This is a genomic window from Streptomyces sp. NPDC101166 (assembly GCF_044768125.1).
Lineage (GTDB): Bacteria > Actinomycetota > Actinomycetes > Streptomycetales > Streptomycetaceae > Streptomyces.
On record NZ_JBIWPF010000019.1, the window covers coordinates 1 to 14,150 of the forward strand.

13 protein-coding genes are annotated in these 14,150 nt (G+C 72.3%); 2 read left to right on the forward strand and 11 right to left on the reverse strand.

The window, feature by feature from the left end; translation table 11 throughout:
- Positions 1-158: 158 nt before the first annotated feature.
- Entirely contained in the window at positions 159-1,157 is a 999-nt protein-coding gene (locus tag ACIRS4_RS28645) for an LLM class flavin-dependent oxidoreductase (RefSeq protein WP_404201479.1), read from the forward strand.
- A gap of 10 nt (positions 1,158-1,167) precedes the next feature.
- Here ACIRS4_RS28645 and ACIRS4_RS28650 read toward each other — a convergent pair whose 3' ends face one another.
- The 7 genes from ACIRS4_RS28650 to ACIRS4_RS28680 all read right to left on the reverse strand — a co-directional run bounded on the left by ACIRS4_RS28650 (position 1,168) and on the right by ACIRS4_RS28680 (position 7,800).
- Positions 1,168-1,365, reverse strand: coding sequence for a hypothetical protein (locus ACIRS4_RS28650; protein ID WP_404201481.1), 198 nt, complete (start codon positions 1,363-1,365; stop codon positions 1,168-1,170).
- Positions 1,366-1,396: 31 nt separating this feature from the next.
- On the reverse strand, positions 1,397-2,488 hold the full coding sequence (locus ACIRS4_RS28655) for an NAD-dependent epimerase/dehydratase family protein (RefSeq protein WP_404201483.1): 1,092 nt from the start codon (positions 2,486-2,488) through the stop codon (positions 1,397-1,399).
- Between the two features lie 53 nt (positions 2,489-2,541).
- The gene (locus tag ACIRS4_RS28660; RefSeq protein ID WP_404201485.1) at positions 2,542-3,471 is read right to left on the reverse strand and encodes a lysophospholipid acyltransferase family protein; all 930 of its coding nucleotides are present in this window, start codon (positions 3,469-3,471) and stop codon (positions 2,542-2,544) included.
- The gene (locus tag ACIRS4_RS28665) at positions 3,471-4,244 is read right to left on the reverse strand and encodes a GNAT family N-acetyltransferase (RefSeq protein ID WP_404201487.1); all 774 of its coding nucleotides are present in this window, start codon (positions 4,242-4,244) and stop codon (positions 3,471-3,473) included. Before ACIRS4_RS28665 ends, ACIRS4_RS28660 begins: the two co-directional genes overlap by 1 nt.
- A 189-nt stretch (positions 4,245-4,433) precedes the next feature.
- Positions 4,434-5,180, reverse strand: coding sequence for a succinate dehydrogenase/fumarate reductase iron-sulfur subunit (locus ACIRS4_RS28670; protein ID WP_404201489.1), 747 nt, complete (start codon positions 5,178-5,180; stop codon positions 4,434-4,436).
- Positions 5,177-7,126: a fumarate reductase/succinate dehydrogenase flavoprotein subunit gene (locus tag ACIRS4_RS28675; RefSeq protein WP_404201491.1), complete on the reverse strand. Its 1,950-nt coding sequence runs from the start codon at positions 7,124-7,126 to the stop codon at positions 5,177-5,179. Before ACIRS4_RS28675 ends, ACIRS4_RS28670 begins: the two co-directional genes overlap by 4 nt.
- A 2-nt stretch (positions 7,127-7,128) precedes the next feature.
- Positions 7,129-7,800 (reverse strand): succinate dehydrogenase, encoded by a 672-nt coding sequence (locus ACIRS4_RS28680; RefSeq protein WP_404201671.1) that lies wholly within the window; start codon positions 7,798-7,800, stop codon positions 7,129-7,131.
- Positions 7,801-7,920: 120 nt separating this feature from the next.
- Here ACIRS4_RS28680 and ACIRS4_RS28685 point away from each other — a divergent pair, with 120 nt between their 5' ends.
- Positions 7,921-8,808 carry a LysR family transcriptional regulator gene (locus tag ACIRS4_RS28685; RefSeq protein WP_404201493.1) on the forward strand — a complete coding sequence of 296 codons (888 nt, stop codon included), beginning with the start codon at positions 7,921-7,923 and terminating at the stop codon, positions 8,806-8,808.
- Positions 8,809-9,006: 198 nt separating this feature from the next.
- Here the strand turns inward: ACIRS4_RS28685 and ACIRS4_RS28690 are convergent, their stop codons facing one another.
- From ACIRS4_RS28690 to ACIRS4_RS28705, 4 genes are all read right to left on the reverse strand, one after another.
- Complete coding sequence (locus ACIRS4_RS28690) at positions 9,007-9,393, reverse strand: DUF4440 domain-containing protein (protein WP_404201495.1); 387 nt, start codon at positions 9,391-9,393, stop codon at positions 9,007-9,009.
- Between the two features lie 49 nt (positions 9,394-9,442).
- Entirely contained in the window at positions 9,443-11,578 is a 2,136-nt protein-coding gene (locus tag ACIRS4_RS28695; protein ID WP_404201497.1) for a putative bifunctional diguanylate cyclase/phosphodiesterase, read from the reverse strand.
- The gene (locus tag ACIRS4_RS28700) at positions 11,575-12,387 is read right to left on the reverse strand and encodes an SAM-dependent methyltransferase (RefSeq protein WP_404201499.1); all 813 of its coding nucleotides are present in this window, start codon (positions 12,385-12,387) and stop codon (positions 11,575-11,577) included. The genes ACIRS4_RS28695 and ACIRS4_RS28700 overlap by 4 nt, the downstream gene beginning before the upstream one ends.
- A 289-nt stretch (positions 12,388-12,676) precedes the next feature.
- The gene (locus ACIRS4_RS28705; RefSeq protein WP_404201501.1) at positions 12,677-13,678 is read right to left on the reverse strand and encodes an SCO0930 family lipoprotein; all 1,002 of its coding nucleotides are present in this window, start codon (positions 13,676-13,678) and stop codon (positions 12,677-12,679) included.
- Positions 13,679-14,150: the final 472 nt, after the last annotated feature.

A 14,150-nucleotide genomic window follows, 5' to 3' on the forward strand; every position in this document is an offset into this window, starting at 1 on the left:
GCCCTCGTACTGGGCGTACGAGGGCGATCCCGACAACGCGGCGAGCGCGCGTGCCAGGCGTCGCGAGCCAGACGGGACTTTCGAAACACGCCCTAAGGGGCCGCCTCCGCAGCCCACTGCTCAGGGAATCACAGCGGTCGTCCCGCGTTGAACAAAGGGTGAGCTCTGTGATCGAAGGCGCCCGATTCTCCGTGCTGGACCGCTCCCGCATCCGGGAGGGGCATTCCGCGGGCGCGGCCCTGCGGGACACCGTGGCCCTGGCCCGGGAGGCGGAAGCGCTCGGCTTCCACCGGTTCTGGGTGTCCGAGCACCACGGCGTGCCCGGCGTCGCCGGTTCCGCGCCGACCGTCCTCGCCTCAGCCGTGGCCGCCGCGACGACCACGATCCGCGTCGGCACCGGCGGGGTGATGCTGCCCAACCACCGGCCGCTGGTGGTGGCCGAGCAGTTCGGCGTGCTGGAGTCCCTGTTCCCCGGCCGGATCGACATGGGACTCGGCCGCTCCGTCGGCTTCACCGACGGCGTGCGCAGGGCATTGGGGCACGGCAAGGAGGACGCCGACGACTTCGCGGCCCAACTGCGGGAGCTGCTCGGCTGGTTCAGGGGAACGTCCCCGACGGGTGTGCACGCGCGGCCGTCCGAGGGGCTGTCCGTGCCGCCGTTCGTGCTGGCGATGGGCGAGGGCGCGCGGATCGCGGCGGAGGCGGGGTTGCCGATGGTCGTCGGCGACCTGCGCGACCGCGACCGGATGCGGCGCGCCACGGACCTGTACCGCGCCCGCTTTCGCCCCTCCCCATGGGCGACGCAGCCCTACGTCGTCGTCTCGGGCACGGTCGCCGTCGCCGGCACGCCCGAGGAGGCCCGGCGGCTGCTGGTGCCCGAGGCCTGGTCCATGGCGCACTCCCGCACCCACGGCGCCTTCCCGCCGCTGCCGCCGGCCGAGCGAGTGGAGGCGCTGACGATGACCGCCAAGGAGCGCGGTCTGTACGAGGCCGGCCTCACCGGACACATCGCGGGCACCGAGGAGCAGGTCGCCGAGGAGCTGGAGACGGTGCTGAAGGAAACGCAGGCGCAGGAGGTCCTCGTCACCACCAGCACGTACGACCGGCCCGCGCTGCTCGACTCCTACCGTCGGCTGGCCCGCGTCGTGCGCCCCTGAGGGGGAGGATTCACCCGTCCGAGTCGTCGCCCGCATCGCCGCGGGAGCTCCGGCGGCCGCCCCCGGCCATGCTCACCAGCTGTCCCAGGCCCACGGTGACGGCGGCCACCCCACGCACCCAGCGCGGCCCGCCCCGTGCCGCCCACACCACGCAGACGCACCCTCCGACGACGAGCACGAGCACACACGACAAGACGAACACGGCCACGCCGTTCCCCCCGGTTCTCTCACGATCCGCGTCATCCTCTCAGACGCCCCGCCCGGGTCTGCGTCCGGCTCCGCCGCTGCTCGCGCCACGCCCGGTGATGGTCGAGCAGCGTCTCCTCGAAGGGCCGGTACACCACGCCCAGTTCCTCGACGCTGCGCCGGTTGTCGACGCGGAAGCGGATGCCGAGGTGGGTGCGGATGTAGTCCTGGCTGAGGCCGAACGCGGGGCCCAGCACACGGACCGGCCAGTGCGGCAGGGCCGTACGGGGAAGGCGGAGGTCGCCCGGGTGGTGTGCGCGCAGGATCGACGCCATCCGGTGGAACGAGGTCATCTCCTCGGCCGCGAGGAGGTACCGGCCGTGCGCCTCGGGCCGTTCCGCCGCCGCGATGTGGGCCGCCGCCACGTCCCGCACGTCGACCGTGGTGAAGCTGAAGTCGGGGGCGCCATAGAAGAAGTAGCCCTTGAACAGCTCGTCCAGGAGGAACAGGCTGCCGGAGTCGGAGGCGGGGGTGAGGGAGGGGCCGAGGATCAGGCCGGGATTGACCGAGACCATGTCCCAGCGGTCCTGGGCCTCCGCCGCGTCCCAGGCCGCGCGCTCGGCCACCGTCTTGGCGTAGTGGTACGGGTTCCTGGTCACCGTGCTCGTGGTGTTGACGTACTTCTCCGACAGGATCCGACCGTCCATCGTCAGCACGTCGGCGTAGTCGCCGAAGACCGCGCCCACCGTGGAGGTGAACACCAGCCGCCGGACCGACTCGGTGCGCTCGACGCCCGCCAGCACGTTGCGGGTGCCGGTGAGGGCCGGTTCCACCACGTCCCGCCGGCCGTCCTTGATCTTCTCCGGCATCAGGAAGGGCGAGGCCACGTGGAAGACCACGGCGCAGCCCCGCATCGCCTCGTCGAAGGAGCCCTTCACGAGCAGGTCGGCCTCGAAGAGGTCGAGCCGGCCCGGATGGGCCTCGCCCAGCGCGCGCAGGGGGCGCGTCTTCGCCGCGTTCGCCGTGGAGCGGACGGTGGCCCGCACCCGGTACCCGCGCTCCAGCAACTGCCGTACCAGATGGGCGGCGACGAAGCCGCTGCCGCCGGTCACGAGAACGGTCTCGCCCTCGGGTGTTCCGCTCACGCGCTCTCCTCGGGAGATGGGATCGACGACCGTCATGATCCCACCGGGGAGGGTCAACTCACCTGCGGACAGCGCGATTTCCTCGGCGAGGCGATCAGGCTCGGGGTCGGGGGCGGGCTCGGGGTCGGGAGCGGGGTCGGGGTCGCCCCGTCGTGGGCGCCCGGCGTCCGTGCGTGGGCCTCGCCGTGCTCTCCGCCCGCACCGCGCACCCGCGCCGCCGCCTCGGCGGCCAGTCGCCTGCGGTCGGGGCGGGCGCCCGGCTCGACCGCCGCCAGCACGTCCACCTCGGCCACCAGCCCGCGGGCCGTCGCCACCCGCCACAGCGAGGCGAGCAGCGGGTCGTCGCCGACGAAGGCGGGCGTCGTGCTGGCCGCGCCGCCGCCTGCCCGGTAGCGGATGCGCACCGGCTGGACCGGCGCCCCGGCGTCCAGCGCGGCCTGGAAGACGGCCCGTCTGAAGCGCCCGTGGTCCCGGCCGCACCAGGTGCTGCCCTCGGGGAACACCGCGACGGCCCGACCGGCGCGCAGCTCCCCGGCGATCCGGCCGACCGTGCCGGGCAGGGCGCGCAGCCGGTCGCGGTCGATGAACAGGACGCCGCCGCGCGCGGCGATCGCCCCCGCGACCGGCCATCGCCGGATCTCGGCCTTGGCCAGCATGCGGGCCGGGCGGACGGCGGCCAGCAGCGGGACGTCCAGCCAGGAGATGTGGTTGGCGACCAGGAGCAGCCCGCCGGCGGGCGCGGCGGCGCCGCGGGTACGGACGCGGACGCCGGCCGCTCGTACGATCGCCCGGCTCCACGCCCGTACCGCGCCGGCCGGGAGCCGGGGCCCGAGCGGAGACAGCAGGACCCCGGCGAGCACGAGCAGCGCCACCCCCGTGAGCCGCACCGCCGCCCGCGGCACGGCGGCGAGCAGCGCCACGTCGTGGGCGGCCTCGACGCACGCCCCCGGGGTGCAGGGCGCGCTCGGCAGCCAGACGCTCATCAGGCCGGTACGAGGGAGAGGAAGTGCCGCAAGTAGCGCGGGTCGACCCGGCGCATCGACAGCAGCACGTAGAGGTCGGCGACGCCGAAGTCGGGGTCGTGGGCGGGCTCGCCGCACACCCGGGCGCCCAGGCGCAGATAGCCGCGCAGCAGGGCGGGCAGTTCGGTGCGGGCGGGTGGCGTGACGCCGACCGGCGGCGTCCACGGCAGCAGCGGCCGGACCCGGAACTCGCTCGGCGCGAGGTGCCTTTCCCGCACCCGGTCCCAGACGCCCGCGGCGAGGGCGCCGCCGTCGGCGAGCGGGACGGAGCAGCAGCCGGCGAGCCATTCGTGGCCGCGGTCCACCATGTACCGGGCTATCCCGGCCCAGATGAGCCCGATGACGGCGCCGTCGCGGTGGTCGGGGTGCACACAGGAGCGGCCGACCTCGACGAGGGCTGGGCGGATGCCGTCCAGGCGGGTCAGGTCGAACTCGCCCTCGGAGTAGAGCCGTCCGGCGACCGCGGCGCGCTCCGGCGGCAGCAGCCGGTAGGTGCCGACGACCTGGCCGGTGTCCGTGTCGCGCACCAGCAGGTGGTCGCAGACGGCGTCGAACGGGTCGACGTCCAGGCCGGGGCGGGGAGAGGAGAGCAGGGCGCCCATCTCCCCGGCGAACACCTCGTGCCGCAGTCGCTGCGCGGCCCGCACGTCGGCCTCGTCACGGGCGAGGGCGACGGTGTAGCGGGCGGGGGCCTCGGGTCGAGGGGGACGGGGGAGGGTGGTAACGCCGGTCATGGCACGCTCCTGGACACGGGCCACCGCGGGGGCGGTGGCGCTCCCCTCGTTTCTCCCGACCCTGGTTGGCGTGTACGTGACCGGCGCCGGGAGAACGGATGTGGGAATGCTGAATGCCAGGCGGCTCGGGAAGAGCCGGCCGGCCGCCGTGCACCCGCGCCTGCCGGCGCCTCGCGCCTCCTCGCCGCGCTACCGCCTGGTCTTCCGCACGGCCCGCAGCCACTCCCTGTTCATCCCGGTGATCGACGTCAACGGAATCCCCTTGGGGCAAGCCACCGCGCACTCACCGGCGAGAGTGCAGCCGCCGAACCCCTCCTCGTCCATCTGCGCCACCATGTCCAGCACCCGCGTCTCGCGTTCGGGAGCCCCCTGCGGCAGCACGTTGAGGTGGTTGACCTTGGCGGAGGTGAACAGCATGGCCGCACCGTTGGGGCAGGCCGCGACGCACGCCCCGCATCCGATGCACTCCGCGTGCTCGAAGGCGAAGTCGGCGTCCGGCTTGGGCACCGGTGTGGCGTGGGCCTCCGGCGCGGAGCCGGTCGGCGCGGTGACGTACCCGCCCGCCTGGACGATCCGGTCGAGGGCGGACCGGTCGACGACCAGGTCCTTGACGACGGGGAAGGCCGACGCCCGCCAGGGCTCGACGTCGATGGTGTCGCCGTCGGCGAAGGAGCGCAGGTGCAGCTGGCAGGTGGTGGTCCGCTCCGGGCCGTGTGCTTCGCCGTCGATGACGAGCGAGCAGGCCCCGCAGATGCCCTCGCGGCAGTCGTGGTCGAAGGCGACCGGGTCCTCGCCGCGCAGGATGAGGTCCTCGTTGAGCATGTCGAGCAGTTCGAGGAAGGACATGTCGGGCGAGACGCCGTCCACCTCGTACGTGGACATCGCGCCGTCGGCGTCGGCGTTCTTCTGCCGCCAGACGCGCAGGGTGAGCTTCATGCGTAGCTCCGCTGGGTGGGGTGGACGTACTCGAACACCAGGTCTTCCTTGTGCAGGACGGGGGCCTCGCCCGGGCCGGTGAACTCCCAGGCGGCCGCGTAGGCGAACTCGTCGTCCCTGCGGGCGGCTTCGCCGTCCGAGGTCTGGGACTCCTCGCGGAAGTGGCCGCCGCAGGACTCGGCGCGGTGCAGCGCGTCGAGGCACATCAGCTCGGCGAGTTCGAAGTAGTCGACGAGGCGGTTGGCCTTCTCCAGCGACTGGTTGAACTCCTCACCGGTACCGGGAATCTTGACGCGCCGCCAGAACTCGTCGCGGATCCGGGGAATGCGTTCGAGGGCCTTGCGCAGCCCGGGTGCGGAGCGGGCCATACCGCAGAACTCCCACATGAGTTCTCCGAGTTCACGGTGGAAGGAGTCGGGGGTGCGGTCGCCGTCGACGGCGAGCAGCAGGTTCAGCCGGTCCTGTGTGTCGGCCAAGGCCTCCTGTACGGCCGGGTGTTCGTCGGTCACCTCGTCCTGGGAGGGGACGCGGGCAAGGTAGTCGTTGAGGGTCGCCGGCAGCACGAAGTAACCGTCGGCCAGGCCCTGCATGAGGGCGGAGGCGCCGAGACGGTTGGCGCCGTGGTCGGAGAAGTTGGCCTCGCCGATCGCGAACAGGCCGGGGACGGTGGTCTGGAGGTCGTAGTCGACCCACAGGCCGCCCATCGTGTAGTGCACGGCGGGGTAGATCCGCATCGGCACCTCGTACGGATCCTCGTCGGTGATCCGCTGGTACATGTCGAACAGGTTGCCGTACCTGGCCTCGACCGCCGCGCGGCCCATGCGCTCGACGGCGTCGGCGAAGTCGAGGTAGACGCCCTGCCCGCCGGGGCCCACTCCCCTGCCCTCGTCGCAGACGTTCTTCGCGGCGCGGGAGGCGATGTCGCGCGGGACCAGGTTGCCGAAGGAGGGGTAGACGCGCTCCAGGTAGTAGTCGCGCTCGTCCTCGGGGATCTGCTGCGGCGGACGCGTGTCGCCCTTCGCCTTCGGCACCCAGATCCGGCCGTCGTTGCGCAGCGACTCGCTCATCAGGGTCAGCTTCGACTGGTGGTCGCCGGTGCGCGGGATGCAGGTGGGGTGGATCTGGGTGAAACAGGGGTTGGCGAAGTACGCGCCGCGCCGGTGCGCCCGCCAGATCGCGGTGGCGTTGGAGTTCATGGCGTTGGTCGACAGATGGAAGACGTTGCCGTAACCGCCGCTGGCGAGGACGACGGCGTCCGCGAAGTAGGTGTCGATCCTCCCCGTGACCAGGTCCCGGGCCACGATCCCGCGGGCGCGCCCGTCGACGACGATCAGGTCGAGCATCTCGGTGCGGGGGTGCAACTGCACGTTCCCCGCGGCGATCTGACGGGACAGCGCCTGGTACGCGCCGAGCAGCAGTTGCTGTCCCGTCTGGCCGCGGGCGTAGAAGGTCCGCGAGACCTGGACGCCGCCGAAGGAGCGGGTGTCGAGCAGACCGCCGTACTCGCGGGCGAAGGGCACGCCCTGCGCCACGCACTGGTCGATGATCTCGACCGAGATCTGCGCCAGCCGGTGCACGTTGGACTCGCGCGCCCTGAAGTCGCCGCCCTTGACGGTGTCGTAGAACAGCCGGTGCACGGAGTCGCCGTCGTTGCGGTAGTTCTTCGCCGCGTTGATGCCGCCCTGCGCGGCGATGGAGTGGGCGCGGCGCGGGGAGTCCTGGTAGCAGAACTGGACGACGTGGTAGCCCTGTTCGGCGAGGGTCGCGCCGGCGGATCCGCCGGCGAGGCCGGTGCCGACGACGATCACGGTGTGCTTGCGGCGGTTGGCGGGGTTGACCAGCCTGGCCTCGAACCGGCGCTTGTCCCAGCGTTCGGCGACGGGGCCGGAGGGGGCCTTGGCATCGACGAGGGGCTCGCCGGTGCGGTAGTCGGCGTAGTCGGTCATGTTCAGCTCACCACTTCGGTCATGACGGCCACGGGTACGGCGATGAAGCCGGCCGTGAGCAGCAGCGCGAGGACGTTCGCGGCGGTCTTCAGCGCGCGGTCTCGGCGGCGGCTGCCGACGCCGAGGGTCTGGGCCGCGCTCCAGAAGCCGTGCCGGACGTGCAGGCCGAGCGCGAGCATCGCCGTGATGTAGACGGCGTTGCCGTACCAGGTGGAGAAGGTGTCCACCACGTTCTGGTAGGGGCGGCCCTCCTGGAAGCCGCCCGAGTGCACGGTCCCGGTGGTCAGGTCCAGGATGTGCCAGACGATGAACAGGGCGAGGATGACGCCGCCCCAGCGCATGGTGCGGGTGGCGTAGCTCGTGCGCGCCTTGCGGTGCGCGTAACCGGTGGGGCGCGCCTTGATATCGCGGCGGCTGAGCTGGTACGCCGCCAGGGCGTGCGCGACGACCGCGAGCACCAGGACGATCCGGACCAGCCAGAGCGTCCACTCGTAGTGCATGAACGGTTCGCCGACCGTGCGCAGCCAGTGTGCGTAGTGGTTGAACTCGGCCGCGCCGAAGAAGATCTTCAGGTTGCCGATCATATGGACGACCAGGTACAGCAGCATGATCACGCCGCTGACGGCCATCACCGCCTTCTTGCCGACGGAGGAGTCCCACACGGTGCGTGCCATGGACGGCCGTCGGTCCGAGCGCGTTGCCAGAGCCATGGGTCAAGACGCTAGAGCGCGCTCTCCCGATCGGTCCAAGACATGGTCCGGCTCGTTTCGATAGGGCGTGCCTATCATGGCGGGGTGCAGTTCCAGCAGCTCCAGTACTTCGTGGCGGTCGCCGAGACCCGGCACTTCACCCGGGCCGCCGCGCTCGTCCATGTCGCGCAGCCGTCGCTCTCCCAGCAGATCCGGGCGCTGGAAAGGGAGTTGGGGGCTGATCTGTTCCTGCGGGCGCGTGGCGCCATCACGCTCACCGACGCCGGCGAGGCGCTGCTGCCGCTGGCCCGCCGCATCCTCGCGGACGCGGAGACGGCACGCCACGAGGTGCGGGAACTGGTGGAGCTGCGCGGCGGCCGGGTGCGCCTGGGCGCCACGCCCAGTCTGTGCACGGGTCTGCTGCCGGACGTGCTGCGCGCCTTCCACGACCGCTATCCCGGCGTCCGGCTGCTGATCGAGGAGGGCGGCTCCCACGACCTGGTGCGCCTGCTGGCCCGCGGGGCGCTCGATCTCGCGCTGGTGGTGCTGCCGCTGCCGTCGCCGTCCCCGGCGCTGACGACGGTGGAGCTGCTGCGGGAGGACCTCGTCGTGGTGTCCTCCCCCGACGCCCCCAAGCCGGGGGACGGCGGCCGGCGCCCGGTGCGCATCGCCGACCTGGAGGGGGAACGCCTGGTGATGTTCCGGCACGGCTACGACCTGCGGGAGCTCACCGTCGCCGCGTGTCGCTCCGCTGGGTTCGAGCCGGATTTCGCCGTGGAGGGCGGGGAGATGGACGCGGTGCTGGGTTTCGTGCGGGCGGGGCTGGGGGTGGCCGTCGTGCCGCGGATGGTCGCCGCGCGGTCGGGGCGGGGCCTGCGGGTCACTCCGTTGGCTCGGCCGGGGCTTCACCGCACCATCGCGCTGGCGCACCGGAGCGATGTGGCTCCGCCTCGGGCTGCTCGGGAGTTGCAGCGGATGCTGTTCGAGCGGTGAGGGCGTGCGGGGGCGCGGTGCGCCGTGCGCGGTGCGCCGCGCGCCGTCGTGGTGCTCGCGGTTCGCCGGGTGCGGGTCGTTCGTGGCTGGTCGCGCAGTTCCCCGCGCCCCTGAGGGGGTTGCCGTCCCGTCGGTCGAGTCCGGCCGCGCCCCGGGGTTGCAGTCCCGCCGGTCGGGTCCGGTCGGGTCTGCTGTTGCTCAGGGGGTGTCCGGCGGGACCGGGGTGCCCTGGTGGTAGTACATGCGCCAGCCTGATTCCTCGTCGCGTTTGCGCCAGATGGAGCTCCGGCGGGAGCGGCGGCCCTCGAAGTTCGTCTCGAACGTGAGGTGTACCAGGCCGGGGGCCAGGACGACGCCCGTGATGGCCGACGGTTCGTAGGTCGGGCCGTCCGTCGAACTCCCCGCGTGGTCGGGCAGCCAGGCCACCATCTCGTCGTAGGTGTAGCGCCGGCCGGAGGAGCCGACCTCGACGAACTCCGGGTCGAACAGCCGCTGGTAGTGGTCCCTGGAGGAGCGCACGGCCGGGTCCAACAGGCTGAGTTCGCCCCGGATCGCCTCGTTCACGTCATCGGATTCCTGGGTCATCCACACATGATCGCCTGCGACCGGGGCGCCCCTCAACCGAGTTGTGCGCTCACCCCGTCGCGTCCACCAGGGTCAGTTCGTGCAGGCGGTCCGGCGGGCCGGGGCGGGCGTAGTACCAGCCCTGCGCCGTGTCGCAGCCCAGTATGCGGAGCTGGTCGGCCTGAGCGCCGGTCTCCACGCCCTCCACCGTGACCGTGAGGTCCAGACTGTGGGCGAGGGAGACGATCCCGTCGACGATCTTCAGGTCGACGGGATCGGCCGGGAACCGCTGCATGCTCTGGGTGAAGGACCGGTCCAGCTTGAGGACGCTGACCGGCAGCCGGCGCAGGTTGGCCAGGTTGGAGTAGCCGGTGCCGAAGTCGTCCAGCGCGATGTCGACGCCCATCTCGGCGAGCCGGCGCAGCGGTTTGAGCAGGTCGTCGTCGGCGCCGATCAGGGCGGACTCGGTGACCTCCAGGCACAGCGCCTGCGGTTCGACGCCCGCGCGTTCCAGGATGTCGACGGTGTCCTGCACCAGCCCCGGATGGGTGAGCTGACAGGGCGAGAGGTTGACGTTGACGCGGAGCGGGCCCGTCCTGCCGTCGCGCTCCCGCCAGTCACGGGCCTGGCGCACCGACTGCTCCAGCACCCAGCGGCCCAGCGGGACGATCAGACCCGTGTGCTCGGCGAGCGGGATGAAACGGTCGGGGCCGAGGACGCCGTGCTGCGGGTGCAGCCAGCGCACCAGGGCCTCGGCCCCGCGTACGCTGCCGTCGCCGAGGTGGACCAGCGGCTGGTACTCGATGAAGAACTCGCCCCGCTCCAGCGCGGCCGGCAGGGCGGTGGTCAGTCCGTGCCGGGTGATGGCGCGGGCGTCGGCCTCGGGGTCGGCCAGCTCGAAGCGGTTGCCGCCCGCCGACTTGGCCCGGTACATCGTGATGTCGGCGCTGCGCAGCACCTCCGCCGGGCTGCGCTCCCCCGCGCAGCCCTCGACGATGCCGATGCTGCCGCGCACGGTCAGCTCCCGGCCCTCGATGCGCACGGGCGCGACCAGGGCGTTCTGGATGCGCGCGGCGAGGTCGTCGACCTCGCGGTGGGTCTCGGGGCCGGTGGTGAGCGCCACGAACTCGTCGCCGCCGAGCCGGGCCACCATCTCGCCCGGCGCGGTCGCGCAGCCCTGGAGACGGTCGGCGACCTCGACGAGCAGCCGGTCGCCGGCCGCGTGGCCGAGGCTGTCGTTGATGGTCTTGAAACCGTCCAGGTCCAGGTAGCACAGGCCGAAGCGCTGCTCCTCGCCGGCGGCCAGCACCTTCTCCAGGCGCTCGAAGAACAGGGTGCGGTTGGGCAGCCCGGTGAGGGCGTCGTGGGTGGCCTCGTAGCGCAGCCGCAGGTTGAGCAGGCGGCGCTCGGTGGTGTCCTCCATCAGCGCCAGCTGGTACTGCGGCTCTCCGTCCGCGTCCCGCAGCAGGGAGACCGTCAGATTGGTCCACAGCGCGGTTCCGTCGGGGCGGTAGAACGCCTTCTCCACGTGGTAGTGCTCGCGTTCGCCGCGCACCAGCTCCTCGTAGAGCCGCCACACCTGCGGGGCGTCCTCCGGGTGGGTCCATTCCCGCACGTTGCGTCCGCGCATCGACTGCTCGCCGCCGCCGAACATCCGCAGCATCGCCCCGTTGACCTGGAGGACGTTGCCTTCGAGGTCGGCGATGCCGATCCCTATCGCCGCGCCCTCGAACACGGCGCGGAAGCGGGCCTCGCTGGTGTGCAGGGCCTGCGCCACCACGCCCTGCGCCCGCAGCGCGGCCTGGGCGATGGCCTCCTGCTCGGCGAGCGTCCGCTCGCGCAGCGCCTGGGCGAAGCCCGCCGCCATGGCGTGCTGGAGCCGGGAGCAACGGCTGCGCAGGTCCTCCGGCGGGCCGTCCTCGCCGCAGTACAGCACCAGGTAGGCGTCGACGCAGTCCAGGCTGTGACTGAGGGCGTCGGGGTCGGTGCAGTGCGCGTCGACCAGCGCGGCGCCGACCGCCCGGCCGGTCCCCGCGTCGAAGGTCCTGGCGTGCAGCGCCCCGCTCAGCCGCCGGGCCAGCGGCAGGAGCCGCTCCTCGAACTCCGCCCTGGTCAGCGACGTCGAGGTCACCGGGTACACCGCCCGGCTCCAGATCGTCGCGAACCGCCTCAGTCTGTCCTCCGGCCCGTCCGGCTCGGCCGTCACGAGGCGCGCCCCACGCCGGCGAACCCGGAGTAGGCGTAGGGGTCCTCGTCCTCCGGTGCTGTCTCCGGCCGCCAGAGCGGCGGCGGCACCAGTCCCGGTTCCACCATGTCGTACCCCTCGAAGAACCGCGCGATCTCATCGCGCGAGCGCATGATCAGCGGGTTGCGGATGTCCTTGTACACGTCCACCGCACCCTCGGCCCGCTGCTGCGGCAGCGGGATCCCCTCGTAGGAGGCGTGGGTGAGGACGAGCAGGCTGCCCGGCGCGAGCGCGCCGGCCAGCTCGGCCACCGCCGTGTACGGGTCGTCCTCGTCCTGGACGAAGTGCAGTACGGCGACGAGCAGCAGCGCTACCGGCCGTTCCAGGTCGAGGAGGTGGCCCACCTGCGGGTCGGCCAGGATCTCCCGCGGCTTGCGCAGGTCGGCGGCGACGACGCCGGTGTTCTCGTCCCCGTCCAGGACCGCCTGGCTGTGCGCGACGGCGACCGGATCGTGGTCGACGTAGACGACTCGGGCGCCGGGGTCGGCGGCCCGGGCCACCTCGTGGACGTTGCCGTGGGTCGGTATGCCCGAACCGACGTCCAGGAACTGGGTGACGCCCTCGCCTATCGCGTGGCGCACCGCGCGGCGCAGGAACGCCCGGTTCGCCTGCATGATCTTCGGCAGTCCCGGCATGAACTCCATGGCCCTGCGGGCCGCTTCCCGGTCGACCTCGAAGTTGTGCGAACCGCCCAGGTAGTAGTCGTAGATCCGCGAGACACTGGGCACGGAGACGTCGATGCTCCGGGGGGCCCAGGCGGGACGGTCCATCTATCTCTCCAAGGCGTAGGCGATCCGGTGTTCGAGCAGAGGCTACTGATCGCCTGCCAAACGGGCGAGTGGAAACGGAAATTGACCGTCCGTTCCCGGTCACTGCCTGCGGCACGTGCCGGAACGACACGTGCTGCCGGAGCCCCGCGCACGCCCGTCGCAAAGTACCCCAAGCGCGGCGGGCCGGACAGCACAAGGGTCCGCCCCCTCCGTGCGGCGCGGAGGGGGCGGACCGGGGGCCGGACGTGCCGGGCGCAGTATGCGGGGATCAGCCCTGGGGAGGCGATCCCTACTGCTGGGGCGCGCCGACCAGCTTTCCGTCGGGGGCCACGGCGTACCACGTGCCGCCCACGCCCTGACCGTTGATGTCGCCGGGGGCCTTGTCACCGGAGAAGGTGTAGATCGGCGAGCAGTTGACCGTCATCTGCCGGGTGCCGTCGCCCCGGGTGAAGTTCATCAGGCCCTTCTTCTGCACGCCCTGGGTGTCGTTGGCGTCGACCGGGGCGACGACCGGCCACTTCTCCAGGCAAGCGCCGTTGCAGTTGGAGACCGGCTTGGGCCACGCCTTGTCCTTGAGGAAGCGGTAGACCGTCATGCCGTTCTTGTCGACGACGATCTCGCCGAGGTTGGGGTCCTTGCGGACGGACAGGCCCGGCAGTGCGGAGTCGGCCTTGGCCTTCTTGCCGTCGGGGGCCAGCGCGAACCACTTGCCGCCCACGCCCTGGCCGTTGGTGTCACCGGCGTTGGCGTCCTTGGCGTAGCGGTAGACCGGCCAGCCGTCGACGGTGAGCTGCTTGCTGCCGTCGGAGCGGGTGACCTCGCCGAGGAGCGACTTGTCGATGCCGTCGCCGGCGCTCGCGTCGTCGGCGGAGACGGGCGGCCACTTCTTCGCGCAGTCGCCGTCGCAGTTCGACTTCGGCGGCTCGGCGAGGTCGGCGTCGAAGCGGTAGAGCGTCATGCCGTTGCCGTCGATCAGCACCTTGCCGAGCTCGGCGTTGGCGGAGACGGCCAGCTCACCGGCCGAACCCTGCGCGTTCGCGCCGCTCCCGGCGCCGGCACCCGTTCCGGTGCCCACGCCTCCGGCGACGGCCGGGGCGCTGGCGCTCGGGTTGACGCCCGTGCCCACTCCGCCGATACCGGCGCCCACACCCGCGATACCGCCCGCCGGTGCCGTGACGCCCACGTTCTGACTCGACGCAGACGTGCCGCTTTCCTGACCGCACGCCGTCGTCAGCGCCAGGACGGTCACGGCGCTCGCCACGAGTGAGGCGCTCCGCCAGGAGGTCTTCATCGTCAACAACTCCCCGATCATCACAAGGGTGTTGCAGCGCCCTGCTGCGCCGCCGCACGGCCATGGGTACGCACGGGGGTGGTCGTTGTGTTCAAAGGCAGCGCAAATTTCTTTTCGCCGCCTGTGGCGGGCCCCCTTCAGGCCGGTGTCCGGAGCGCCGGCACGACCGCGGCTTCGTACGCGCGTGCGGTGATCCAAACGGGCGAGCGCCCCGGACGAATGCGCAGGAAGCGGAACTTCCCTCGTTCGGGGCAATCACCGTCGCACGCGCGCGTGCGCCTGTGCGGAAGGCCTCATGATCTCCGTCGTGCATGGACCCCAAACGCCCCGCTCCGCGCTCGCCGCCCGGATTCTCGCCCTGGTGACCTCGGTGTGGATCCTCGTGGGCGTGCCGGCCGGGGTCGCCGCGGCCGACGCGTGCGCGTACGCCTCGACCGGACCGGACGGCGCCGTGGCGGTGGCGGTCGCGGGA

Bases quoted from the DNA above. Each gene is read 5' to 3' on its own strand.
- ACIRS4_RS28660 (WP_404201485.1), bottom strand. From the start codon at position 3,471: ATGAGCGTCTGGCTGCCGAGCGCGCCCTGCACCCCGGGGGCGTGCGTC.
- ACIRS4_RS28665 (WP_404201487.1), bottom strand. From the start codon at position 4,244: ATGACCGGCGTTACCACCCTCCCCCGTCCCCCTCGACCCGAGGCCCCC.
- ACIRS4_RS28670 (WP_404201489.1), bottom strand. From the start codon at position 5,180: ATGAAGCTCACCCTGCGCGTCTGGCGGCAGAAGAACGCCGACGCCGAC.
- ACIRS4_RS28675 (WP_404201491.1), bottom strand. From the start codon at position 7,126: ATGACCGACTACGCCGACTACCGCACCGGCGAGCCCCTCGTCGATGCC.
- ACIRS4_RS28680 (WP_404201671.1), bottom strand. From the start codon at position 7,800: ATGGCACGCACCGTGTGGGACTCCTCCGTCGGCAAGAAGGCGGTGATG.
- ACIRS4_RS28690 (WP_404201495.1), bottom strand. From the start codon at position 9,393: ATGACCCAGGAATCCGATGACGTGAACGAGGCGATCCGGGGCGAACTC.
- ACIRS4_RS28700 (WP_404201499.1), bottom strand. From the start codon at position 12,387: ATGGACCGTCCCGCCTGGGCCCCCCGGAGCATCGACGTCTCCGTGCCC.
- ACIRS4_RS28705 (WP_404201501.1), bottom strand. From the start codon at position 13,678: ATGAAGACCTCCTGGCGGAGCGCCTCACTCGTGGCGAGCGCCGTGACC.